Annotated in this window: 24 protein-coding genes; 14 read left to right on the forward strand and 10 right to left on the reverse strand. The window is 35.8% G+C overall.

Annotation, left to right across the window (positions count from 1 at the left end; genetic code table 11):
• The first annotated feature begins 9 nt into the window (after window positions 1-9).
• On the forward strand, window positions 10-1,794 hold the full coding sequence (locus ACWPWS_RS06655) for a DUF4153 domain-containing protein (RefSeq protein ID WP_454045968.1): 1,785 nt from the start codon (window positions 10-12) through the stop codon (window positions 1,792-1,794).
• A 60-nt stretch (window positions 1,795-1,854) separates the two neighbouring features.
• On the opposite strand, the gene ACWPWS_RS06660 is transcribed toward ACWPWS_RS06655, so the two are convergent.
• The 5 genes from ACWPWS_RS06660 to ACWPWS_RS06680 form a co-directional block, all read right to left on the reverse strand.
• The gene (locus tag ACWPWS_RS06660) at window positions 1,855-2,148 is read right to left on the reverse strand and encodes an integrase core domain-containing protein (protein ID WP_454045969.1); all 294 of its coding nucleotides are present in this window, start codon (window positions 2,146-2,148) and stop codon (window positions 1,855-1,857) included.
• The gene (locus tag ACWPWS_RS06665) at window positions 2,145-2,627 is read right to left on the reverse strand and encodes a transposase (protein ID WP_454045970.1); all 483 of its coding nucleotides are present in this window, start codon (window positions 2,625-2,627) and stop codon (window positions 2,145-2,147) included. Before ACWPWS_RS06665 ends, ACWPWS_RS06660 begins: the two co-directional genes overlap by 4 nt.
• A gap of 89 nt (window positions 2,628-2,716) precedes the next feature.
• On the reverse strand, window positions 2,717-3,034 hold the full coding sequence (locus tag ACWPWS_RS06670; protein ID WP_454045971.1) for a hypothetical protein: 318 nt from the start codon (window positions 3,032-3,034) through the stop codon (window positions 2,717-2,719).
• Window positions 3,035-3,248: 214 nt separating this feature from the next.
• The gene (locus tag ACWPWS_RS06675) at window positions 3,249-4,007 is read right to left on the reverse strand and encodes an outer membrane protein assembly factor BamB family protein (RefSeq protein ID WP_454045972.1); all 759 of its coding nucleotides are present in this window, start codon (window positions 4,005-4,007) and stop codon (window positions 3,249-3,251) included.
• Window positions 4,008-4,145: 138 nt separating this feature from the next.
• Window positions 4,146-4,505, reverse strand: coding sequence for an RNA recognition motif domain-containing protein (locus tag ACWPWS_RS06680; protein WP_105682593.1), 360 nt, complete (start codon window positions 4,503-4,505; stop codon window positions 4,146-4,148).
• 344 nt (window positions 4,506-4,849) lie between these two features.
• Between ACWPWS_RS06680 and ACWPWS_RS06685 the strand changes: the two genes are divergently transcribed.
• The 10 genes from ACWPWS_RS06685 (at window position 4,850) to ACWPWS_RS06730 (ending at window position 15,309) form a co-directional block, all read left to right on the forward strand.
• Complete coding sequence (locus tag ACWPWS_RS06685; RefSeq protein WP_454045973.1) at window positions 4,850-5,263, forward strand: DUF6157 family protein; 414 nt, start codon at window positions 4,850-4,852, stop codon at window positions 5,261-5,263.
• A gap of 104 nt (window positions 5,264-5,367) precedes the next feature.
• Window positions 5,368-5,763 carry an acyl-CoA thioesterase gene (locus ACWPWS_RS06690; protein ID WP_454045974.1) on the forward strand — a complete coding sequence of 132 codons (396 nt, stop codon included), beginning with the start codon at window positions 5,368-5,370 and terminating at the stop codon, window positions 5,761-5,763.
• A complete protein-coding gene (locus ACWPWS_RS06695) occupies window positions 5,760-6,320 on the forward strand; it encodes a helix-turn-helix domain-containing protein (protein ID WP_454045975.1) in 561 nt (186 codons plus the stop codon). The genes ACWPWS_RS06690 and ACWPWS_RS06695 overlap by 4 nt, the downstream gene beginning before the upstream one ends.
• A 205-nt stretch (window positions 6,321-6,525) precedes the next feature.
• Window positions 6,526-9,387: a heavy metal translocating P-type ATPase gene (locus tag ACWPWS_RS06700; protein ID WP_454045976.1), complete on the forward strand. Its 2,862-nt coding sequence runs from the start codon at window positions 6,526-6,528 to the stop codon at window positions 9,385-9,387.
• A gap of 4 nt (window positions 9,388-9,391) precedes the next feature.
• Window positions 9,392-10,120 (forward strand): DUF72 domain-containing protein, encoded by a 729-nt coding sequence (locus ACWPWS_RS06705; protein ID WP_454045977.1) that lies wholly within the window; start codon window positions 9,392-9,394, stop codon window positions 10,118-10,120.
• A 296-nt stretch (window positions 10,121-10,416) separates the two neighbouring features.
• Window positions 10,417-11,283 carry a polysaccharide deacetylase family protein gene (locus tag ACWPWS_RS06710; RefSeq protein ID WP_209784751.1) on the forward strand — a complete coding sequence of 289 codons (867 nt, stop codon included), beginning with the start codon at window positions 10,417-10,419 and terminating at the stop codon, window positions 11,281-11,283.
• 73 nt (window positions 11,284-11,356) lie between these two features.
• A complete protein-coding gene (locus ACWPWS_RS06715; RefSeq protein WP_454045978.1) occupies window positions 11,357-12,016 on the forward strand; it encodes a YggS family pyridoxal phosphate-dependent enzyme in 660 nt (219 codons plus the stop codon).
• Window positions 12,017-12,072: 56 nt separating this feature from the next.
• Window positions 12,073-13,257, forward strand: coding sequence for a sigma-54-dependent transcriptional regulator (locus ACWPWS_RS06720; protein ID WP_209784753.1), 1,185 nt, complete (start codon window positions 12,073-12,075; stop codon window positions 13,255-13,257).
• Window positions 13,258-13,356: 99 nt separating this feature from the next.
• Complete coding sequence (locus ACWPWS_RS06725; RefSeq protein ID WP_454045979.1) at window positions 13,357-14,718, forward strand: MATE family efflux transporter; 1,362 nt, start codon at window positions 13,357-13,359, stop codon at window positions 14,716-14,718.
• Between the two features lie 102 nt (window positions 14,719-14,820).
• Window positions 14,821-15,309: a hypothetical protein gene (locus ACWPWS_RS06730; protein WP_454045980.1), complete on the forward strand. Its 489-nt coding sequence runs from the start codon at window positions 14,821-14,823 to the stop codon at window positions 15,307-15,309.
• Between the two features lie 100 nt (window positions 15,310-15,409).
• On the opposite strand, the gene ACWPWS_RS06735 is transcribed toward ACWPWS_RS06730, so the two are convergent.
• Window positions 15,410-15,913 (reverse strand): N-acetyltransferase family protein, encoded by a 504-nt coding sequence (locus ACWPWS_RS06735; protein ID WP_454045981.1) that lies wholly within the window; start codon window positions 15,911-15,913, stop codon window positions 15,410-15,412.
• 492 nt (window positions 15,914-16,405) lie between these two features.
• Window positions 16,406-16,969: a Crp/Fnr family transcriptional regulator gene (locus ACWPWS_RS06740; protein WP_454045982.1), complete on the reverse strand. Its 564-nt coding sequence runs from the start codon at window positions 16,967-16,969 to the stop codon at window positions 16,406-16,408.
• Window positions 16,970-17,045: 76 nt separating this feature from the next.
• Between ACWPWS_RS06740 and ACWPWS_RS06745 the strand changes: the two genes are divergently transcribed.
• Window positions 17,046-17,735 (forward strand): HAD family hydrolase, encoded by a 690-nt coding sequence (locus ACWPWS_RS06745; protein WP_454045983.1) that lies wholly within the window; start codon window positions 17,046-17,048, stop codon window positions 17,733-17,735.
• 172 nt (window positions 17,736-17,907) lie between these two features.
• On the opposite strand, the gene ACWPWS_RS06750 is transcribed toward ACWPWS_RS06745, so the two are convergent.
• A complete protein-coding gene (locus tag ACWPWS_RS06750; RefSeq protein ID WP_454045984.1) occupies window positions 17,908-20,310 on the reverse strand; it encodes a prolyl oligopeptidase family serine peptidase in 2,403 nt (800 codons plus the stop codon).
• Between the two features lie 469 nt (window positions 20,311-20,779).
• Between ACWPWS_RS06750 and ACWPWS_RS06755 the strand changes: the two genes are divergently transcribed.
• Together ACWPWS_RS06755 and ACWPWS_RS06760 are read left to right on the forward strand one after the other, a co-directional pair.
• Window positions 20,780-21,097: a hypothetical protein gene (locus ACWPWS_RS06755; protein WP_454045985.1), complete on the forward strand. Its 318-nt coding sequence runs from the start codon at window positions 20,780-20,782 to the stop codon at window positions 21,095-21,097.
• A 14-nt stretch (window positions 21,098-21,111) separates the two neighbouring features.
• A complete protein-coding gene (locus ACWPWS_RS06760; RefSeq protein ID WP_454045986.1) occupies window positions 21,112-21,960 on the forward strand; it encodes an IS3 family transposase in 849 nt (282 codons plus the stop codon).
• 72 nt (window positions 21,961-22,032) lie between these two features.
• Here the strand turns inward: ACWPWS_RS06760 and ACWPWS_RS06765 are convergent, their stop codons facing one another.
• Complete coding sequence (locus ACWPWS_RS06765) at window positions 22,033-22,461, reverse strand: DoxX family protein (RefSeq protein WP_105682606.1); 429 nt, start codon at window positions 22,459-22,461, stop codon at window positions 22,033-22,035.
• Window positions 22,462-22,527: 66 nt separating this feature from the next.
• The gene (gene era / locus ACWPWS_RS06770) at window positions 22,528-23,403 is read right to left on the reverse strand and encodes a GTPase Era (RefSeq protein WP_454045987.1); all 876 of its coding nucleotides are present in this window, start codon (window positions 23,401-23,403) and stop codon (window positions 22,528-22,530) included.
• Window positions 23,404-23,464: the final 61 nt, after the last annotated feature.

Consider the following 23,464-nt stretch of genomic DNA (forward strand, 5'->3'; position numbering starts at 1 on the left):
CACCAAATCATGAAAACAAAATTCCAGGAAACCATAAGCCGGGCCAATGAAGTCATTTTCCGATATCCCATGATTTTGACAATGGCTTTATTAGCTTCTATTGGCGCCATATACCTTGTTGAAACAGAGCTCAATGAAATTGCTTCTTATATAAAATTCACTATTTGTGCCTGTCTGGGGATTTCCCTGATGTTTGCCCTAAAAATGCTGTCCCAAAGGATAGGAAAAAAAGTCATACTGAATGTGTTAGGCATCCTTTTTCTGATAGGTTTTTATTTTATTCTGCCTGATAAAAAGAACCGTTTTACAGAAGTCTACGCTTATATCATTGCTATTACCGCTCTTCTCTCCCATTTACTGGTATCTTTTGTTCCGTTTCTGGAAAAAGACAAGGAGCTCAGATTCTGGCAGTACAATAAAAATCTTTTTATCAATACCTTTCTAACAGCTGTATTTACAGGTGTTTTAACGGGCGGAGTTGAATTAGCCATTTTAGCGGTTGATAAACTTTTTGATTTTAACTTCCATGACAGAATTTACAGGGATACCTTCTTTGTGCTTGCTATTTTTGGAAGCAGTTTTATTTTCCTTTTATTTAATGATAAAGGCTTAAATAACCTTGAGAAAGATGGTACCTATCCTGTTGTTTTAAAGTTTTTCACTCAGTTTATTTTAATTCCATTACTCCTTATATATGTAACTATTCTTTATTTCTATTCTGTTAAAATATTAATCAACTGGCAGCTTCCCAGAGGCTGGGTGTCTTATCTTGTTCTAGCATATAGTACCGTTGGTATTCTGGCACTGCTCCTGGTTCATCCGTTGAAAGAAGAAAACGCAAAATCCTGGGTTAGGATATTTTCAAAAGCATTTTATTATACCATTGCCCCTTTGATTGTATTGCTTTTCACTGCTATTTTCACCAGAATTTTAGAATATGGTTACACAGAACCAAGGTATTTCGTTCTCCTGCTTGCCCTATGGCTCTTAAGCATTGTCATTTACTTTATTTCCAGCAAAAAGGCTACGATAAAGTTTATTCCGGTCAGTTTATTTTTATTTGGAGCTTTTGCATTGATTTTCCCTTATCTTAATGCTTTTAGTGTCGCTAAAAGAAGCCAGAAAGCAGAATTAATGGATATTTTAAACAAGCATCAGCTGATTAGTGCGGGCAAGATTAATTTTCAGAAAAAAGTTACAGATACAATCCGTAATGAAATTGCTGATAAATTTGAATTTCTGGCCGAAAGAAAGCAAGTTGAATTTTTATCCACTCTACTGAACGAAAAAGACCAGGCTGAATTATCGGATAACATTAACGATGGTACATTTTACAGTATAAATTACAGCATTCAGAATAAATTTTCAGACGTGAATATTACGGTAAATAAAAGGCCTTATGAAATGAACAGACTTGTTCTCGTTCCTGAAAAACAGGTGGTAGAAATCGGAAATTATCAATATTTAATTTCTTTCCACCGTTATAGCAGAGATCCTCAAAAACTGAATGACGACCAGTTTGAACTGGTAGATCAACTGACCGAAAATTCCTCATTAAAATTGAAATTAAATTCAAAAGAAGAAATAGATTTTGGACCACAGATCATTCGACTGTTTGAGGAAAATAAAAATAAAAACGGAAATGTAAAAGTTCCCGAGATCGCTATGGAATCTGATTTGGGCAAGTATCATGTCAAACTGATTTTCAGTGAAATGACAAGAGAAAAATACGCTGATGATGACAAAGCCAGCATGTATTACGAAAACGTTTACCTCTTGGTAAGATCGAAATAAATAAGTTGACTAGTCCTAAATAAGCGTTACATACTAATAGGATAAAAATACTAATATTTATTATATAGTTGTTGGGTTTTCCCGACAACTATATTTGTTTTTATACGTTCTTATTTTTACACTATTTTGTTTGTGCATCTGCTCGGGTGTTTTCATATAACACGACCAATGTGGTCTTTTGGTATTATAAATGTGAACTGCATCTTCTACCAATAACTTCATTGTCTGTATATTTACCTGATAATCTTCTAATAAGAACTCTTGTTTGAGTATTCCGTTTACTCTTTCTGCAATAGCATTTGCATAAGGATCATAGCTTTCAGTCATTGAGGGTCTGATATTTTTCTTTTTCAATATTTTTTGATAAACATGACTGCAATATTGTAACCTCTGTCGGAATGATGAATTAAGCTTTTTTTATAATTTCTTCTCCTTATAGCCATATTCAGGGCCCGCAGAGATCCCTCAGTTGCCAAACTATTAGAAAGATCATATCCCATTATTTTCTTAGAATAAGCATCTGTAACCAAAGCCAGATAGCAATTCCTGTCTCGCCCTCCAATATAAGTGATATCTGAAACCCATACTTGTTCCGGCTGTTCCAATGGCATATTTTCTATTAGATTCTTATGCTTTCTGAATCGATGATGGGAATTGGTGGTTATTCGATAGTTTCTTTTGGGTTTTATGAGCATATGATTGGCTCTGAGTATGCTGAAAAGTTTATCTCGTCCCACATGTAATGTATGCAGAGAGTCCGCCAGCATATGATAGATCTTTCTTGTACCCACACGAGGCATCATCAAACGCAGGTTATTGACCAGTGTAATCACTTGGTCAGCCCGGGCTTGTTTTTGATCTCTAAGCCAAAAGCTTCGATAATAGTGCTGTCGGTTGATCCCGACCAATCTACAAAGATAACTTATCGTTTTTTTTGTTTCTTTGCTGAGATGCTGGATTGATCGGGAAAGGAGTTTTTTCTTACCGGAATCAAATATTCTTCCTCCGCCAGGTCTATCAATTTATCCAAAATAGCGGCTTTGTCTTCCGACTCCGTTAAACGGGTTTCAAGGTATTCGTTATGACGTTCCAGACGTTTTAACTTCTCTTCCAGCTCTTTAATCTTTTGTTCAGGTGTTTGCATAGCTTTATGTTGGGAGCGGTTGTCTATATCAAAGGTACCATATTTTCTTCGCCATTCCGTTATAGTGCCGTGACCTTGAATACCATACTTACGCATTGCTGCACGATTGCCAATACTGCCACTCTACTTCTTTTACTACCGCCAATTTAAAGGAGACGCTGTAATCCTTTTGGCTACGTTTTACATACTGATTGTGAAATGATTCCATAACATTACTTTTTTTGTGTAACGCTATGTTAGGACGAGACAAGTATTAAAATAAAAAAGGCTATCCTGCGGATAGCCTTTTTTTATTGATATAAATCGTTTTTTATCTATTGGTACCTGAACTCCATACCGGGGAATTTCTTCCATAAATCACCAGGTTTCCGTCATTTTGAACTGTTAGTTTTACAGCTCCTCTGTTGTTGGTATTTGAGCTCCACACTGGTCTGTTATAAGAATCATATACTACCAGGTTTCCATCACCTTGGAATTCCGCTTTACTTCCTCTGTTATCAGTAGCTGTAGCCCAGATAGCATTTCCATTTCTATTAGCTAAAACAAGATTACCATCATCCTGGAAAACCAAATAGTAACGTCCATCTGAAGAATATAATTTGGTATCTTTACGAAATCTGTATCCGGTGGATACATAATCCCTGTTACCATAACGATCGCCATTACCCCAGCCATTATTATTTTTGATACCTCCCTGTGAAGCCCATAAAGGATTGGATCCATTATAGATAACAAGATTACCATCATCCTGAACTGATAATTTATCAGCTCCCTTGCCATCAGTATTTGAACTGAAAGCAACACCATTACCCCTTGTATACACTACCAGATTACCATCTCTTTGGAAAATCGCTTTCACTCCTCTGTTGGTAGTTTTTGACTCCCATGCAGGAGCGCCGGATCTGTTATAAAATACAAGATTTCCATCATTCTGAAAGATCAGATAGTACTCATTATTATCCGCCCAGTATTTTTTGTCCTGTCTTAAGGTCTGTCCCGCATAAATGCTTTGTGCGTTGACAAGCAACCCACCAAACACCATCATAAATGCTAATAAATGTTTTTTCATTATAATTACTTTTTGATTGATTGATAATTTTCTAAAATTATGCCAAAACATCATAATATTTCAACCCAAGTTATAATTAAATGATTATCTGGAAATTAAATTCCATAAAAAAAGCGGCTAAAAAGCCGCTTCATATTTTTACCAACGATTTCCGCCGCCTCCGCCACGGTTGTTGTTACCACCATAGCCTCCGCCTCTGTTGTTGTTATTACCATAACCTCCGCCTCTGTTGTTGTCGAAGCTTCTTCTTGGCTTCTCCTCTCTTGGCTTAGCTTCAGATACGTTTAAAGTTTTTCCGTTGAATTCTTTTTGGTTAAGAGCTTCAATAGCTTGCTGTCCTTCTTCATCACCCATCTCTACGAAACCGAAACCTCTGGAACGACCAGTTTCTCTGTCTGTAACGATTTTAGCTGATGATACATCTCCAAATTCTGCGAATAGATCGTGCAACTCATACTCTTTAGTTGCGTAATTGATGTTTGAAACAAAAATGTTCATTTTAAATAAATTAAAAAATTAATAAAAATTTGGTATATAAAAGAAAAACAACATAAATTAATGAACAAATATTGATTCCAAATATAAACGTATGCAAGATACAATTAAAAATTTCAAATCAAAGCTTTTTTTAAATATTTCTCACATTATGTTGAGTACAGGCTATTAAAACCATCACTAAAACAGTTTAAATGATTGAAATACAGTAATTTACATCAAAAATAAAATTACGTTAAATTATTTAACATTTAACGTAAAAAAATGGCATTTATTCAGCTTAATCCTGTTTTTACATTTGCAAACCCACTCTATTATTCAAGTTTTTAAAATTTAACATTAAAAAGATGAAACAATATACAACCAACTACACCAATACTTTTATTGAAATTGCTGAAGACTGCCCGGTTTCCATGGCACAGATTCCTCCTGAAAAAAAAGTAAAAACGCTCGCCAACCTTCAATATGAAGCGCTCATACAACACCCTTACCAATATTCTTCAGACGATATTATTTTTGGATGTCATGCTATTAAAAATGATATTTCAGATAACGAGATGCAAGAAGAAAGAGAAAAATTCTTTTCCAAAGGACAGCCATGCCTCCGTTGTTCTCCTTTAGCAAAAAAATACGGATTTGGGTTCCATCATAACTCTGAGGGAAAAGTCGCTCTGATTCCTGTAGAAAACAAAGAATATCAGATATTACTGAATGATGCTTCTATAACTAAAACCAAAGCAATGCGCTCCAAAAGAAAATGATTGAGAAAATGAATGATTCTTTTCAGATCAATAAATACTATTCTTTTGAAAAGATCAGCTTTTAACACTAAATTTGTACTGCAAATTATTAATTATTAAAAGACATGAACTACCATACCAGAAAATGGGTAAAACCCGAAGATTTAAATCCCAACCATTCGCTTTTCGGAGGAAGACTACTTCAATGGATTGATGAAGAAGCTGCCCTTTACGCTATTATCCAGCTGGAAAATACTAAAGTAGTAACGAAATTCATCTCTGAAATCAACTTTGTAAGTTCAGCCAAACAGGGAGACATTATAGAAATAGGAATAGAAGCTACTCATTTCGGATCTTCTTCTATTACTTTAAGATGTGATGTAAGAAACAAAATGACTCATCAAACGATTATTACTGTAGAAAGAATTGTCATGGTAAACCTTGACGCAGATGGCAATCCCGCTCCTCACGGCAAAACCCAGATTGAATTCGTAAAAGACAGATTAAACAACGGTCTATGAAGATATTCATAAAAAATATGGTCTGCAACAGATGCATTGCGGCGGTGGAAAACATTTTCCGCAATGCAGAGGTAAAAACAACTGGCGTTTTATTAGGTGAAGCAGAAACAGAATCTGAAATTTCTCCTGAAAAAATGCAGATCATAGAAAAAGAACTGCTTGATACGGGTTTTGAAAGAATCATGGATTCCGCACATCAGGTTGTTGAAAAAATCAAAAACCTGATTATTGTAAAAATCAGTGACCTTGATATTGCTGAAGACTTTCTGCTTTCGGAATTTTTAAGTTCAAAACTCCATAAAGACTACAGTTCTCTTTCAAAAACGTTTTCACAAAACGAAAATATCACCTTAGAGCAGTTCTTCATCCTTCAGAAAATTGAAAAGGTAAAAGAACTTCTTCTATATAATGAATTCAACCTTACCGAAATTGCGGGAAAAATTGGTTATAAAAGTGTGCAGCATCTTTCTACCCAATTCCGTAATGTAACAGGATTCACTCCCACAGAGTTTAAAAAACTTAAAGAACACCATCGCAAAGCGCTTGACAATCTTTAATACGTTTGAGAGTTTGAGCGTTTACAGGTAACGGAGTTAAATATTCCAATCACACTTACAAACACTCAAACCCTTACACTCTTATACTCTCCCACTCTCCCACCCTCAAACTCTTTCACTCCACCTAATTTTATAACTATTATCCTTAAATTTATAACAGCCTTAGTTTTCCATTTTGGAAATTTGTACTATAAATTTAAGAATCATGGACCAACAGTATAAAATACTCGGAATGACCTGTTCCGGCTGCCAGAAAAAAATTTCAAATCAACTGAACAGTGTTGATGGGGTTACCGCCGATGTAAATCTGGAAACCAATACCGCAACAATCACCTCTGAGCATGGAGTAAAACTTTCAGTTTTAAATGATGCTTTGGCAGAAATAGGAAAATACAGACTTGAAGATCCCAATCATCCTGAGACAACCTTTGTAAAACCTCAGGACCGCGTATCACCGTCTTCAGTATACTATTGTCCAATGGAGTGCGAAGGAGATAAAGTATATTTCAAACAGGGCGAAAGATGTCCTGTCTGCAAAATGTATCTGGTTCCTATTGAAGAAAAACTGGCCAAAGACCCTAATCACAAACCGACCTATTCCTCAACCCATCTTCCGGAGAACTTTAAAGACAGTATCGGAAAACACTATTGTCCTATGTTTTGTGAAGGAGATAAAGTGTACGATGAAAAAGGTGATTGCCCGGTTTGCCACATGCATTTAGAACCCATCACAGAAGAGCTTATAGAAAAAGCAGGTTCGCATCAACATCATTCTCATTCCCACTCTCATCATGATCATAATCATAGTCACAATCATGAAGCTCCGAAAGTAACTGATGAAATGGCAGGCAGATATTACTGTCCGATGTATTGCGAAGGTGATAAAACCTACGATTCCAATGTAGGATGCCCTGTTTGCGGAATGGATCTTGTAAAGTATCCCGAAAAGAAAACTGCAAAATACACCTGCCCTATGCACCCGGAAATCATCCGTGATGAACCCGGAGACTGCCCGATCTGCGGGATGGATCTCGTAAGAATGCCAGATAGTGGTGAAGATGAAGAAGATGAAACTTATACTCTATTAAAAAAGAAATTCATTACATCATTAGCATTTACCATTCCCGTTTTCATTCTTTCCATGGGTGGAATGTTTATCAATTTCCCTTTTTCCCATCAGGTTCAGGGATTTATTGAACTTGCTTTAACGCTTCCGGTGATGTTTTATTCAGGCTGGTTTCTGTTAAAAAGAGGTTGGGTTTCTTTTAAGACCTGGAATCTTAACATGTTCAGTCTTATTGCTCTGGGTGTAGCTGCAGCATTTATTTTCAGTATTGTAGCATTAATTTTCCCGGATATCATTCCACATGAAATTCGTGGCCATAATCATGAAATCCCTTTATATTTTGAAGCGGTCTGTGTGATTTTAACCCTTGTTATTTTAGGGCAATTGATGGAGGCAGCAGCTCATAAAAAAACGGGAAATGCCATTAAAGAATTGATGAATCTTTCTCCCGATGAAGCCAATCTCATCGTAAATGGTGAGGAAAAGAAAGTTCTGCTTTCTCAGGTAAAAATAGGAGATTTATTAAAAGTAAAACCTGGTGAAAAAATTCCGGTGGACGGAAAAATCATTGAAGGTAATTCTATTGTTGACGAAAGTATGATCACGGGAGAACCTATTCCTGTTGAAAAAAATGTAGATGATAAAGTGTCTTCCGGAACCCTAAACGGCAATCAGGTATTCATTATGAAGGCGGAAAAAGTAGGTGATGAAACCCTGCTTTCACAAATCATTAAAATGGTCAATGAAGCGAGCCGCAGCAAAGCTCCAATCCAGAAGCTTACTGACAAAGTTTCAAAAGTTTTTGTTCCTGTGGTCATCCTTATCGCTGCCCTTACTTTTATTCTGTGGCAGTTTTTCGGTCCGGAAGGAAAAAGAAGTTTATTTGCCTTTGTGAATGCTGTGGCAGTTTTAATTGTAGCATGTCCCTGTGCCCTTGGGCTCGCCACTCCCATGTCTTTAATGGTAGGAATCGGGAAAGGTGCTAAAAACGGAATCCTGATCAAGAATGCAGAAGCCCTTGAACAAATGAATAAAGTGAATGTCCTGATCACTGATAAAACAGGAACCTTAACGGAAGGAAAACCTTCAGTAGAACACATTGAAACCGTAAATGGTGATCAGCATCAGATTTTACAGCTTGCTTTTTCTTTGAATCAGAATTCTGAACATCCCCTTTCCAATGCCGTTATAAAAAGAGCAAAAGAAGAGAATCTTACTGCTGAAAAGGTAGATCAGTTTGAAAACATTTCCGGAAAAGGAGTAAAAGGAAAAATCAATAATAAGACTGTTTACTTAGGAAATGAAAGCCTGTTGACTTCCCATCAGATTACAATTCCTGAAAATTTAAAAAAGAAAGCTGTCGAAGTGCAGTCAAAGGCACATACAATTTCTTACATCGCACAGGATCAGCAGGTGCTTGGATTCATAAGCTTTACAGATAAAATCAAAGAAAGCTCTAAAAAAGCAGTCAAACAGCTGATGAGTGAAGGAATAGACGTTATCATGATGACAGGAGACAACGAGCATACTGCAAAAGCTGTAGCAGATGAATTAGGAATTAAACATTTCAAAGCCAACTGCCTTCCTGAAGATAAACTCAACGAGGTAAAAAAACTACAACAACAGGGTAAAATTGTGGCCATGACCGGAGATGGCATCAATGACTCTCCTGCCCTAGCCCAATCCGATGTGGGAATTGCTATGGGAACAGGAACAGATGTTGCCATTGAAAGTGCTGAGATCACTTTATTAAAAGGAGATATCTTAGGCGTTGCAAAAGCAAAGTTACTGAGTGAAAAACTTCTCAAAAACATTAAAGAAAACCTGTTCTTTGCGTTCATCTATAATGTATTGGGAGTTCCGGTTGCGGCAGGATTATTGTATCCATTCTTTGGAATTCTTTTATCACCCATGATTGCAGCTGCAGCAATGAGCTTCAGTTCCTTGTCTGTGATACTGAATTCATTGAGGCTCAACTCCGTGGATCTGGATATAAAATAACATTATGACAAAAGAAAATCTTTACATAGGATGTTCGGGATTTTATAATAACGACTGGAAAGGGTCTTTATATCCTGAAAATGCCCAAAGTAAAGATTTTCTTTCTTTATATTCAACAACGTTCAATGCCGTAGAAATTAATTCTACATTTTATAGAAAACCAACTTCAAAAACATTATTGAAATGGTATGATGAAACCCCTGATGATTTCAGATTCTTCATTAAAATCCCAAAAGCCATCACCCATCAAAACCGGCTTGAAAATTCCAAAGATGAGATTACCCTATTCTGCGACCATATTCAGAACGGTCTGAAGGATAAACTTTCCGGATTTCTATATCAACTTCCTCCTTCCTTTAAAAACACAGCAGAAAATACAGAGCGGATCATGGACAATATGGATCATAGATTCCTGAACGTCATTGAATTCCGACACAACTCATGGTGGCAAAAAGAAGTATTTGATCTATTAAAAAAACATAATATTATTTTCTCGGGTGTAAGTTTTCCAGGCAATCTTCCCGAAGACCTTATTATTAATCATTCGGAGATACTTTATTATAGACTTCACGGGAAACCTGTTCTTTACAAATCAGAATATAGTAAAGATTTTATGGATGCATTGGCTGAAAAGATTAAAAATACCACCCAAATCTCATTTATTTTCTTCAACAATACCTGGGGAATAGCAGCTATTAAAAATTCCCTGTATTTAAAAAGCATCTTAAAATAAAGATTCTATAAAAATTATCTTTTTTTTGTTAAAATAAAATAATTCTCCATTCAATGAAGAATATTAAAACTTCAACATATATAGAGAAAAACTATTGGTTTCACATTTATAAATGTTAAAAAATAAGGAAAACAAAATCATAAGATTGCAATTCAATTCTTATTGGAAATCGCCTTTAAAATAAAGTTCTTAAAATAAACTTAAAAAGAAAATAAACTGCACAGCATGGCATATAATTTGTTAACTTTCAATTGTTATTTTTAACGATTTTTAACAATTTAATTTCCATTATCTTTATGAGAAAAATTTTTGCGGGAAAGTCAAAAAATGCGACTTTTCTCGGGATGTTTGCATTGATGAGTGCAACTTCGGCTTTATTGTATAGCTGTAATTTTAAAAATGAAGTGAATAACGACCCCGTCGTCAGTTCACAGGAACATCCTTCCGCAGAAATAGTCCCTAAAATGGATGATGAAAGTGTAGACCCGGATAAAAGAGTGATCTACCTTACCTTCGATGACGGCCCCAATCAGGGGACCGAAAATCTTTTAAAAATCCTGGACAAAAGAAATGTTTGTGCAACCGCCTTTCTGGTAGGGAAACATGCCTACGGAAGCAAAAAACAGAAAGATGATCTGCTGCTGCTGAAGCAAAACCCTCTTGTAGAACTTGCCAACCATAGCTTTAGTCATGCCCACAACAAATACACCGATTTTTATAAAAATGCTGAATCAGTAGTCCATGATTTTGATATTGCAAAAGACAGTCTGAAGCTTACTGATAAAATAGCAAGAACTCCCGGAAGAAATATCTGGAGACTCAACAATATTAACGTAACTGATATCAAAAGTTCTACTGCAGCAGCAGATGGCCTTAAGAAAGCAGGTTATAAAGTCATCGGCTGGGATCTCGAATGGAGACCTTCCCAGAAAATGACTTTGAAAGGAAGCCATGAAGCCATGATCAAGAAAGTGGACAGTATTTTCTTAAACGACCTTGAGAAAACTTCCAGACACCTTGTTTTCCTTACCCATGACCAATATCTGAGAGATGCAGACTCCATCAACGAGCTGGATCTGTTTATTGAAAAACTACAGAGAAGCAACAAGTTTGTTTTCAGAAAAATTTCTCAGTATCCTAAAATTAATGAGGTTTTGAATTAATTTCACTGTAAAAGTATAAGGGAAATGTATTCATGACTGGGAACTGTCAGGGAAATTTCGGAAATTTGCATCTATGAGTATTAAAGAAAATTACAACGCTATAAAAGATCAGCTGCCATCCGGTGTTCAGCTGGTTGCTGTTTCGAAAACACATCCGGCTTCTGCAGTTCAGGAAGTGTATGATCTCGGACAAAAAGTTTTTGGAGAGAATAAAGTACAGGAACTGATGGAGAAAGCACCGCTGCTTCCTCAGGATATCCAATGGCACCTGATTGGTCATTTACAAACCAACAAAGTAAAATACATAGCTCCTTTCATAGATACCATACAAAGTGTGGATTCCGAAAAATTATTGACCGAAATCAACAAAGAAGCAGGAAAGAACAACAGAGTCATTAAGGTTCTTTTACAGGTAAAAATTGCCGCAGAAGAAAGTAAATTCGGTCTTGAAATTTCTGAGGCTAAAGATGCTTACCAGCAATATCTTGAAGGTAAGTTTCCCCATGTTGAAATTACCGGCTTAATGGGAATGGCAACATTCACGGATGATGAGCAGCAGGTAAGAAATGAATTTTTAACCTTGAAGAGTCTTTTTAACGAATTAAATCAATTAAAAACTGTAAACACCTTATCAATGGGAATGAGCGATGATTTCCCTATAGCGATCGAGTGTGGTGCTAACTCTGTGAGGGTTGGATCTGCGATTTTTGGGAGAAGAGACTACTCAAAATAGAATATTTAGGTACAGTTTTTGCTAATAATTGAAACAAAAAATTTAAATTTGCAACTATGCAAAAAATCCTTATAGTAGAAGACGAAAAAGCAATCTCGGGAGTACTTCACAGTATTCTTTCGGATGAACTAACCGATTATGAATTTGTTATCGCCGAAGACGGCCTTGAAGGTTACAAACAGGTAGAAAAAGAAGATTTCGCTTTGGTGATTTCTGATATCAAGATGCCTAAACTTTCAGGAACCGAACTGTTGAAGCAAAGTCTTGCATTAAAACCAGAAACTACTTTTATCATGATTTCAGGCCACGCAGATATTGATTCTGCTGTTTCCTGTTTGAAGGACGGTGCATACGATTTTATTTCCAAACCAATTGATATCAACAGACTTATTACAAGTGTGAAAAATGCATTGGTTAAAGAAACTCTGAAGAAAGAAAACAAAAATCTTCAGACTGAAAATAAAACCTTAAAGAAAAAAGTAAGTAAAAAATACCAGATGATTGGTACCTCTCCTGCTCTCCAAAAGATTCAGGATATGATCGAAAAAGTAGCAGTTTCTGACGCCAGAGTTCTAATCACCGGGCCTAACGGTGCCGGAAAGGAATTGGTAGCCCATGCAATTCATAATCAAAGTGAACGTGCAAGAGGTCCTATGGTAGAGGTAAACTGTGCGGCTATTCCATCTGAACTTATTGAGTCTGAGCTTTTCGGACACGTAAAAGGATCTTTTACAGGTGCTATTAAAGATAAGCAGGGAAAATTTGAACAGGCTAACAATGGTACGATCTTCCTTGACGAGATTGGAGACATGAGTCTTATCGCTCAGGCTAAGGTATTGAGAGCTCTTCAGGAAAGCAAAGTTTCTCCTGTGGGAAGTGATAAAGAAATTAAAGTTGACGTAAGAGTAATTGCGGCAACCAATAAAAATATGCAGAAAGAAATTGAGGAAGGAAAATTCAGAGAAGACCTTTACCACAGACTTTCTGTAATTGAAATTTATGTTCCGCCTTTGGATGAAAGAAAAGAGGATATCAAATTGCTGGTTGAACATTTTTCAGGTATGATTGCTGATGAGCATGGTACAGCTACGAAAAAATTTGACGATAAAGCTATTGATGCTTTAAAAGCTCTTTCATGGACTGGAAATATCAGGGAATTAAGAAATGTTGTGGAAAGATTGATTATTCTTGGTGGAAACACTGTTTCTGAAGGTGACGTTGCAAGTTTTGTAAGGAAATAATAAAGTTATTATTTACCATATATAAAAATTTGCAGTGTTACCACTGCAAATTTTTTTTGTCCCTATTTTAATTATAAACTATATGAATCTTAAAATATTATGAACTTTTTAAACAAAAACTATACAAAAGAATGCCTGACTTTGGCTCTGCCTGTGATGCTTACCCAGGTAGGGCAGGTTTCAGTAAATTTATTCGATAATATTATTGTCGGAAAACTTTTGGGTGCCGATGCACTGGCATCCGTTTCATTAGGTAACGCTGTGTTTTTCTCCATATTTGTATTAGCCCTGGGCTTTTCATTTGCAATCCCGCCATTGGTTTCGGAAGCACACTCAAAAGAGGATCATACTACGATTAATTCCGTATTCAGCCACGGTTTCATTATCAATATGTCTGTTGGGATTATCCTTATGGTGGTTCTACTTTTGGGAATGCCACTACTCTATCACTCCGGACAACCAGCCAAGATCATTCCTGATACCGTAGGATTTTTAAGTATAATGGTGATCAGTATGATCCCGTTCATGGCATTTCAGACGCTTCGTGAAGTTTCTGAAGGACTGTCTTATACCATTGGTGTTACGAAAGCTACCATTATTGCCAACATCATCAATATTGCATTAAACTATGTCTTTATCAAAGGACTTTGGGGAATACCTGCAATGGGTGTACAAGGATCCGCTTTAGCAACCTTGATTTCCAGAGTTTTCATGGTGGTTTTCCTGTATTTTGTATTGCTTAAAGAAAAAAGAACAAGACGCTATATCAAGGATTTTTCTTTAAAAATTCAGGATTTCTCAAAGCAAATGTTTGATAAAATGGTAAGACTTGGATTGCCTACAGCTTTACAGATGTTCTTTGAAGTAACAGCATTTGCCGGGGCTGCATTTATCTGCGGACTGATTTCTGCTCATGATATTGCTTCTCACCAGATCGCTTTAAGTATGGCTTCCTTCACCTTCAACCTATGCGTTGGGTTTAGTGTTGCTTCTACAGTAATGATCGGAAGAAAAGTGGGCGAACAGAACTTTGTGGAACTGAGAAAAGTAGGAATCAACAACCTGAAGATTGCTTTTATTTTCATGTGTATCTGTGGATTGGTATTTATTCTAGGAAGAAATATACTCCCTACATTCTTCACGAAAAAAGAAGAAGTGGAAGTCATTACACTGGCCGCAAAACTTATGGTCATTGCAGCTTTATTCCAGCTTTCTGACGGAATTCAGGTGACGGCATTAGGAATGCTGAGAGGGCTTCAGGATGTGAAAATTCCATCTATCTATACCTTTATTGCTTATTGGGTGATTACCATTCCTTTGGGATATTTCTTCTGTGTAACATTGGAAATGGGAGCATTCGGAATGTGGATCGCACTTGGATTAGGACTGACCGTATCAGCCGTTTTCCTGGTGAAACGATTCCTGAATATGTCTGCGAAAAGAATTAAGCAGAATTCATAAATAAAAATATAAGTACATATTGACGCAGAGTTTTTTAGCTCTGCGTTTTTTATTGAATTTTATTATTTTTAATTTAGCAATGATGAAATAATAAAAAAACTGATGGATTTAACTATTGAACAACTTCGGAGTTCTTCAATTAATTTTGATATGGCAGCATCCAGACTGCAAATCATTATCAAAGGATTAAACGATGCTTTGGTATATCTAAGATGTGAGGAACAAGGTATTGACTGGTGGGGAACGATAGATGAAAAATATGAATATGAATCAATATATAATCTAGCAATTCTCGCTTTTGAACACTATCTAAAAACAACCATAGAAGATTATAAACTCGTTAACGAAGAGGACAACTCTCAACTCTACTATTCCGAGCCCAATATTTCATTGATTTTTATTCTGGCGAAGTATATAAAAAATGAGTTGGAGTTTCCGCAAAAAGCTTTAAGTCATTATAATTTAAATATTCATGATTACCCTGTATACAATGGTATTATTGCATTAAACCCTCAAAAAGATCTTGAGGAAATTATAAAACAAATGCAAAACTGGAGAACTAAAATTATTAATATATATTATCAGGAATAAGAACAAAGTAGCTCTAAAGAATACAATTAAAGTGTTTCAAATGCAAACCAGCATCTTTATACTTTCTCACATATCTTACTGGTTAAGCACTATAAGCGCATTAATCTATTCTCTTCCCTAAAATCTTCAGACTTCTCTCCACACCATCCAAGATTGCTACATTAGGAAGGCTTCCCCAATCCTCAAAGCCGAAGTATCTGAACAGCTTCAAACTGGGTTCATTATGAAGAAAAATAAGAGCGACAAGGTTTTTTACCCCAAACTTTCCAGCGTTATCAATACAATACTGAAGAATAGTTTTTCCATATCCTTTTCCTCTGCAGGTTTCATCCAGATAAATGCTTACTTCTACCGTTCCATTGTATGCCGCTCTTTCATGGAATGAACTGAAGCTCACCCACCCTACGGCTTCATTCTGCTCATCTTCAACTACCCAAAGTGGTCTTGTCTGTGGATTGTGCTCCTCAAACCATTTTAGTTTGCTTTCTACAGAAACTTCTTCCATATCTGCAGTCACCATCCTGGAGGCTATTGTTGAATTATATATGGCTACAATTTTATTTAAATCTGCTAGCTCAGCATTTCTGAACTTTAATTTTTCCATTTGACGAATATTCGACTTAATTTTATACAAAAATACTAAATTTCAAAAACACCCCATCAAAATCAACACTTAAATTATTAAATATTAAAATTTAAAACAAAACACCCCTTAAAAACATACCAAAATATCATTAGTAAAAAAAACGAAACTTTTTTTGATATACGCAAAGACGCAATGGAATTTGAAGATCAAATATTTTAAGGCACAAAGGTTTTATCTTCGATAAAATTGAATACTGGTTATTTTTTAATCACTTGAAGATTCTTTTAATTAAGCAAATTCTAATTAAAAAAGGACTAGCACAGTTTCCGCAACTTGCAGAAAAATTCATAGTCATCGCTTGATGAAAATCTTTGATTTTCTTGTGCCTTAAAATTATAAATAAGGATTAAAAAAACTTTGCGTCTTTGCGATTTTCCAACAAAAGAATGATGTTTAAAATTATAAATAAGCATTGAGAAAATCTTTACATCTTTTTGCTTGTCAACGAAATTATTTCAAATCCTTTAAAATTCTATTCAAACTTCTCACTGTAATGCCAAGATAGGCAGCCATATCTTCTTTAGAAATCTGAATACCTTGCTTTGACTGCATGTTCAGTAATTGTGTTACAGTATGTTCTACCGTATACAACTGTTGATAAGATGCCCTGCTGGAAGTATTGATAATTCTTTCCGCAAATGAATCCAATAATAAATGGTTAAGAGCGAGATCATTTTTAATCAAAGATTTGAAATAGGAAACATTGACTTCATAAACGGTCACTTCAGAGACTGCTTTTACCCCACATAAACAGCTGATATTCTTCATCAATTCTACTTCTCCAAGGATTTCCCCATTTCCCAGAAATTCGACAATATATTCTTTTCCGTTTTCTTCAGTAAGATAACATTTGGCAACACCTTCTTTAATCAACATAACCTTTGACAGTGGCTGATGCTGTATCAATATATTTTCTTCCCGGGAGAAATCCTTTACTACCACCTCTTCTCTACCCTCCTGCTTCATGTAAAGTTCTTCGAAATACTTTAGAAATTCCTGATTTGTTCGTAACATAGGTGTTCGGGACAAATGTCCTTTGTTTATTGAGTTTTTATACTGAATTTTGACACCAGAAAATTACAAAACAAAAATGAATAATCATATTACCACGATTGCCTTTGATGCTGATGATACCCTTTGGGTCAACGAACCTTATTTTCAGGAGGCAGAAAAAGAATTCTGTATGCTGCTTGAAGATTATCTTCCGCAACATTCTGTGTCACAGGAACTGTTTAAAACGGAAATGCAGAATCTTCATTTGTATGGGTATGGAGTAAAAGGATTTATGCTTTGCATGATTGAAACTATTGGCAGAGTTTCCAATAATACGGCGTCATTAGAATTAGTGAATAAAGCGATTCAGCTGGGTCAGGATCTTCTTCAGAAACCTATTGAAATGTTGGATGGGGTCACGGAAACCCTTGAAAGCTTAAAGGGAAAATACCGACTGGTTGTCGCGACAAAGGGAGATCTTCTGGATCAGGAGCGTAAATTAAAAAATTCAGGGTTACAGGACTATTTCCATCACATTGAAATCATGAGTGATAAAAAAGAAAATGATTACAAAAAGCTTCTGAAACATCTGGATTGTCAACCTGAAAACTTCCTTATGCTTGGCAATTCTATAAAATCAGATATTTTACCGGTGCTGGAAATTGGAGGTTCTGCCGCCCATATTCCTTATCATGTCACATGGACTCATGAACAGCATGAAGTTAACCTGAAGCATCCGAATTTTATGGAGCTTAAGAGTGTTGATGAAATCTTGAAACATCTTTAATATTTAAACCATTAAGGTCTGTTAAGAAAGTAAGATTATTAAGATGAGCTTCGCTTTAAGGAAAAGCCTAGTCTTATATTCTATAAAGTTTTATTTACTATCTTTTACTTCCTTATTATATTTTTTAATCAAACAAAAGAGACTGCTTATTACAAGCAGTCTCTTTTGTTGTTTATTTCTTCAAACATTTTTCAAGGAACTGATCCTGCTCCCATAAAAGATGTAAGATATTTTCTTTCGCCTGGTATCCGTGGGCTTCTTTTGGAAGAAGAACCATTTTTACCGGAGCTCCAAGGTTTTTCAATGCCTGAAAATATCTTTCAGTCTGCAAAGTAAATGTTCCCGGATTGTTATCCGCATCACCATGAATCAGAAGAAGAGGTGTTTTCATTTTGTCTGCATGCATGAATGGAGACATTGTATTGTAAATCTCCGGAACATCCCAATAGTTTCTCTGCTCGCTCTGGAATCCGAATGGCGTCAACGTTCTGTTGTAAGCACCACTTCTTGCAATTCCACATGCAAATAGGTTAGAATGTGTCAAAAGGTTTGCAGTCATAAATGCACCATAAGAATGCCCGCCTACTGCGACTTTCTTTTTGTCGATATATCCCAGATGATCAACGGCATCAATGGCAGCAGCAGCATTGGCTACCAACTGTGGAATAAAAGAGTCATTAGGCTCAGTTTTTCCTTCACCAATAATCGGGAAAGCAGCATCATCAAGAACAGCGTACCCTTTTGTTGTCCAGTATACAAAAGATCCGTAGTATGGGAATGTAAAATCGTTCGGGTTCTGAGTGTTCTGCCCTGCTGTATTTTTATCTTTATACTCTGTAGGATAAGCCCAAATTAGCAAAGGAAGCTTCTCTTTCTTCGCTTTTCTGTCATAATTAGCAGGAAGATAAAGGGTTCCGGTTAAGGTAACACCATCATTCCTCTTGTACGTAATCACTTCTTTATAAACGTCTTTAATACTTTCAAAAGGGTTTGCAAAGGAGGTTACAGCTTCTGCTTTATTAGATTTAATATTCTTTTTGAAGTAATTAGGATAAATGCTCGGCGATTGTTGAACTGTAAGAATTTCTCCTTTTGAAGCATTAAGAATATCAATAATTTCTTCTTTACCATTCTTCATATTCGAAGTGTAAAGTCTTTTCTTTTTCAGGGATTTTACATCCATTTCATCGATAAAAGGATGCTGTCCGTCTTTGGTGAAACCAGCTCCAATCAGATAGGCTTTTCCACCTTTCATATCGATAACATATCTTCCGTACTGATTTTTTGTTGTATTAAAATTCCCCGGATCACTGTAAACATCCTGATAATTTCTATCATCGAAAACTTTAGATTCCCCGTTATTAGTATCTATCAGGTAAGATTTTGTATTTCTGGTATCATACCAGCCTTCAGAAACAATGGCATAATGATCATTAGTCCAAACTACATCATCATATCTTTGTTTCGTTTTGAAGAAAGATTTAGGAGCTGCTGTAAACGGAGCTTCCCATGTAAATACCTCGTCTCTGTACTCGGCAGTTTTAGACTGGTCTCCTCCATCTAAAGCTTCGGCATAAGTAAGAGTCGCAGGTGCATCACTTCTCCAGGCCATATCTCTTTTTCCGGTTCTTACCGATGAGAATCCTTTCGGCATGATTTCATTCAAAGGAACATCATTTACTGTTTTTACAGTATTTCCTTTCATATCATACACTACTGTTGTGGATGGAAATCGGTTAAGTGGAACGATATAGGAAAATGGTTTTTTGATCAGTGTAGCCATCAGATAATTTCCGTCCGGAGAAAAACTTAAGCCGGCATACATATCCTGATCTTTCAGTTTCTTAAGATTACCGGTAAGATCTACAGTATAAATTTCAGAAGCCGTAAGGGTTTCAAAGTTTTTTTCATCCTGAGGATTTTTCAAAAGATCCTGGTAGGTTCTGTTCTGGGAAACTTTACCATCTGCTGTTGAAACAATAGGTCCTGTAGGAAGATCCTTGCTCGCATCTATAAGCGCAGCTCTGTTTTGTGGAATTGCTCTGATCAATAAGCTTTGAGAATCATTATACCACACATAAGGCATTCCTAAATTGGCATTCAGATTATCCGCTGTAATTTTTTTGGCAGAAGCCGTTTCCATATCTACAATCCAAAGTTCTACACCTTTATTGGTAGTATTGGTAAAAGCCAGTTTCTTTTCATCCGGAGAAAATGAAACATAGCCAATTTTTGGATTGGAAGGCAGGTTTTTTACCTGAATTTCATTTTTATCGTTGATTTTTCTGATCTTCAGATCATTAGAATAAGTGATACTGCTTGAAATATTAGTAACCGGATTGATTCTAAGTCCACCAAGCTTCATTTCATTCTGACTGAGATCTTCGAGTGTTTTATATGTTGGACGGTACGTAAAAACCACCCAGTCTTTTTTGCTGTTCATCAGAACACTTGGAGGCCTTTGATAATCTGCCAGTTTTAAAATCTCAGCAGAAGGTTTCTGATACGTAATATTTTCCTGTGCATCATAAAAATTGAGAAATGCCAAAAGGCAAATAGTCAGTTTTATCTTCATATAAATTCATTTTTTACGAATGTAGTGAATTTAAAAGACTTTTAACATTAAAAAATAAGACTCTTTTTGGTGTCATATTTATTTTTTCATTACATTTATCTTACAAATTAAAATAATATGATAAATTTAAGATAATTAACGAAGAAAAATCTAAAGACCGTTATGGGAGGAAGTGCTCCATTATGTGATCCGGGATTTATGGCTTGCAGAGTAAGAGACGAAAACGGAAATCTGATCTGGGAATGCTTACCTAACTGTAATTATTAATAAAGAAAGGCACTTCAAAAATGAAGTGCCTTTCTTTTATATTGTATTGTGTCTCGTCCTAACATAGCGTTACACAAAAAAAGTAATGTTATGGAATCATTTCACAATCAGTATGTAAAACGTAGCCAAAAGGATTACAGCGTCTCCTTTAAATTGGCGGTAGTAAAAGAAGTAGAGTGGCAGTATTGGCAATCGTGCAGCAATGCGTAAGTATGGTATTCAAGGTCACGGCACTATAACGGAATGGCGAAGAAAATATGGTACCTTTGATATAGACAACCGCTCCCAACATAAAGCTATGCAAACACCTGAACAAAAGATTAAAGAGCTGGAAGAGAAGTTAAAACGTCTGGAACGTCATAACGAATACCTTGAAACCCGTTTAACGGAGTCGGAAGACAAAGCCGCTATTTTGGATAAATTGATAGACCTGGCGGAGGAAGAATATTTGATTCCGATAAGAAAAAACTCCTTTCCCGATCAATCCAGCATCTCAGCAAAGAAACAAAAAAAACGATAAGTTATCTTTGTAGATTGGTCGGGATCAACCGACAGCACTATTATCGAAGCTTTTGGCTTAGAGATCAAAAACAAGCCCGGGCTGACCAAGTGATTACACTGGTCAATAACCTGCGTTTGATGATGCCTCGTGTGGGTACAAGAAAGATCTATCATATGCTGGCGGACTCTCTGCATACATTACATGTGGGACGAGATAAACTTTTCAGCATACTCAGAGCCAATCATATGCTCATAAAACCCAAAAGAAACTATCGAATAACCACCAATTCCCATCATCGATTCAGAAAGCATAAGAATCTAATAGAAAATATGCCATTGGAACAGCCGGAACAAGTATGGGTTTCAGATATCACTTATATTGGAGGGCGAGACAGGAATTGCTATCTGGCTTTGGTTACAGATGCTTATTCTAAGAAAATAATGGGATATGATCTTTCTAATAGTTTGGCAACTGAGGGATCTCTGCGGGCCCTGAATATGGCTATAAGGAGAAGAAATTATAAAAAAAGCTTAATTCATCATTCCGACAGAGGGTTACAATATTGCAGTCATGTTTATCAAAAAATATTGAAAAAGAAAAATATCAGACCCTCAATGACTGAAAGCTATGATCCTTATGCAAATGCTATTGCAGAAAGAGTAAACGGAATACTCAAACAAGAGTTCTTATTAGAAGATTATCAGGTAAATATACAGACAATGAAGTTATTGGTAGAAGATGCAGTTCACATTTATAATACCAAAAGACCACATTGGTCGTGTTATATGAAAACACCCGAGCAGATGCACAAACAAAATAGTGTAAAAATAAGAACGTATAAAAACAAATATAGTTGTCGGGAAAACCCAACAACTATATAATAAATATTAGTATTTTTATCCTATTAATATGTAACGCTTATTTAGGACTAGTCATTGTTCTTATTTGTAAAATTACCAGTCTGAAGCTCTTTTTCTTCTTTCAATCATATGATCTACCGAAACTTTTCCAGCTCCGATCACGATGAGCAAAAGATAAACAGAAAGATAAATAAGGCTCATTTCTCTTTTTTCAAAAGGGTCTGCACCATGTACAACAAAGCCGGCAATGATCATTGTAAAGATCAGAAATCCTAAAGAAACTCTTGTGAAAAGTCCTAATATAAGGAGTATTGAACACACAAATTCAGCAAAAACGGTAAGAATCAGTGATATCTGAGGACCAAGACCCATAAAATCGAAAAACTCGATTTTACCTCCTGCCAACAGCATCTGAAGCTTTGGAAAACCATGAGAAAGCATTGCAAAACCTACAAACACTCTCACAACTAATAAAATAATATCTTTAAGTATTGAGCTTGAATTTGAATTATTATAGTTCATTTACTAAAAAATTTATACTAAGGTAATAAAAATCTTTTAATACAACGGGATTCCGGCTGTTTTAGTTTATCGGTAACCGAAATTTTTAAGATCTCTGTCGTTCTTTCTCCAATCTTTTTTCACTTTTACAAATAAGTTTAAATGAATTTTTTTGGTAAAGAATTTCTCAAGATCCAATCTTGCTTCAGTTCCTACTTTTTTGATGGCTTCTCCTTTGTGCCCGATAATAATTCCCTTTTGAGTATCTCTTTCTACATAAATAATAGAGTCTATAAAGATAATCCCTTCTTTTTCCTTGAACTGTTCAGTCACCACTTCCACAGAGTATGGAATTTCTTTATCATAATTCAGAAGGATTTTCTCACGAATTGCCTCGTTTACAAAAAATCTTTCAGGCTTATCAGTGTACTGATCTTTATCGTAGTAAGGTGGGTTTTCAGGAAGTAAAGATTTTATTTTTGGTAAAATAACTTCTGTATTGAAAGCATTTAACGCAGAGATAGGCAGAATTTCAGCCTTTGGAATTCTATTGTGCCAGTCTTCTACTAATTTTTCAAGACCTGCCTGATCAGTCTGGTCTACTTTATTTAATAAAAGAAGAACGGGTACAGGAATTTTATTCAATTTATCAATTAAAAATTCTGAAGGTTCTGCTTTCTCGGTAACATCTACAATAAACAGGAACACATCGGCATCCTGCAGAGAGTCCTTTACAAAATCCATCATTTTTTCCTGCAGTCCGTATTTTGGATCCAATACTCCGGGAGTATCAGAAAATACGATCTGAAGATCATCTTCATTATAAATACCAAAAATTCTGTGACGGGTTGTCTGAGCTTTCTGCGTTACAATCGCCAATTTCTCACCCATTAATTGGTTTAGCAAGGTCGATTTTCCCGCATTGGGCTTTCCAACTATATTTACAAATCCAGCTTTGTGCATAAAAATAATATTACGAACTGCAAAGTTAGTAAAACAAAATTGGTCTTTACGGTTAATCTCA

The organism is Chryseobacterium sp. Marseille-Q8038, assembly GCF_965111995.1.

Excerpts from the sequence above, each read along its gene's own strand:
- ACWPWS_RS06735 (WP_454045981.1), bottom strand. The coding sequence starts at position 15,913 with ATGGAAAAATTAAAGTTCAGAAATGCTGAGCTAGCAGATTTAAATAAA.
- ACWPWS_RS06690 (WP_454045974.1), top strand. The coding sequence starts at position 5,368 with ATGAACTACCATACCAGAAAATGGGTAAAACCCGAAGATTTAAATCCC.
- ACWPWS_RS06755 (WP_454045985.1), top strand. The coding sequence starts at position 20,780 with ATGCGTAAGTATGGTATTCAAGGTCACGGCACTATAACGGAATGGCGA.
- ACWPWS_RS06695 (WP_454045975.1), top strand. The coding sequence starts at position 5,760 with ATGAAGATATTCATAAAAAATATGGTCTGCAACAGATGCATTGCGGCG.
- ACWPWS_RS06730 (WP_454045980.1), top strand. The coding sequence starts at position 14,821 with ATGGATTTAACTATTGAACAACTTCGGAGTTCTTCAATTAATTTTGAT.
- ACWPWS_RS06710 (WP_209784751.1), top strand. The coding sequence starts at position 10,417 with ATGAGAAAAATTTTTGCGGGAAAGTCAAAAAATGCGACTTTTCTCGGG.
- ACWPWS_RS06740 (WP_454045982.1), bottom strand. The coding sequence starts at position 16,969 with ATGTTACGAACAAATCAGGAATTTCTAAAGTATTTCGAAGAACTTTAC.
- ACWPWS_RS06745 (WP_454045983.1), top strand. The coding sequence starts at position 17,046 with ATGAATAATCATATTACCACGATTGCCTTTGATGCTGATGATACCCTT.
- ACWPWS_RS06685 (WP_454045973.1), top strand. The coding sequence starts at position 4,850 with ATGAAACAATATACAACCAACTACACCAATACTTTTATTGAAATTGCT.
- ACWPWS_RS06725 (WP_454045979.1), top strand. The coding sequence starts at position 13,357 with ATGAACTTTTTAAACAAAAACTATACAAAAGAATGCCTGACTTTGGCT.
- ACWPWS_RS06700 (WP_454045976.1), top strand. The coding sequence starts at position 6,526 with ATGGACCAACAGTATAAAATACTCGGAATGACCTGTTCCGGCTGCCAG.
- ACWPWS_RS06705 (WP_454045977.1), top strand. The coding sequence starts at position 9,392 with ATGACAAAAGAAAATCTTTACATAGGATGTTCGGGATTTTATAATAAC.
- ACWPWS_RS06765 (WP_105682606.1), bottom strand. The coding sequence starts at position 22,461 with ATGAACTATAATAATTCAAATTCAAGCTCAATACTTAAAGATATTATT.
- ACWPWS_RS06720 (WP_209784753.1), top strand. The coding sequence starts at position 12,073 with ATGCAAAAAATCCTTATAGTAGAAGACGAAAAAGCAATCTCGGGAGTA.
- ACWPWS_RS06655 (WP_454045968.1), top strand. The coding sequence starts at position 10 with ATGAAAACAAAATTCCAGGAAACCATAAGCCGGGCCAATGAAGTCATT.
- ACWPWS_RS06750 (WP_454045984.1), bottom strand. The coding sequence starts at position 20,310 with ATGAAGATAAAACTGACTATTTGCCTTTTGGCATTTCTCAATTTTTAT.
- era (WP_454045987.1), bottom strand. The coding sequence starts at position 23,403 with ATGCACAAAGCTGGATTTGTAAATATAGTTGGAAAGCCCAATGCGGGA.
- ACWPWS_RS06670 (WP_454045971.1), bottom strand. The coding sequence starts at position 3,034 with ATGCGTAAGTATGGTATTCAAGGTCACGGCACTATAACGGAATGGCGA.
- ACWPWS_RS06715 (WP_454045978.1), top strand. The coding sequence starts at position 11,357 with ATGAGTATTAAAGAAAATTACAACGCTATAAAAGATCAGCTGCCATCC.
- ACWPWS_RS06675 (WP_454045972.1), bottom strand. The coding sequence starts at position 4,007 with ATGAAAAAACATTTATTAGCATTTATGATGGTGTTTGGTGGGTTGCTT.
- ACWPWS_RS06680 (WP_105682593.1), bottom strand. The coding sequence starts at position 4,505 with ATGAACATTTTTGTTTCAAACATCAATTACGCAACTAAAGAGTATGAG.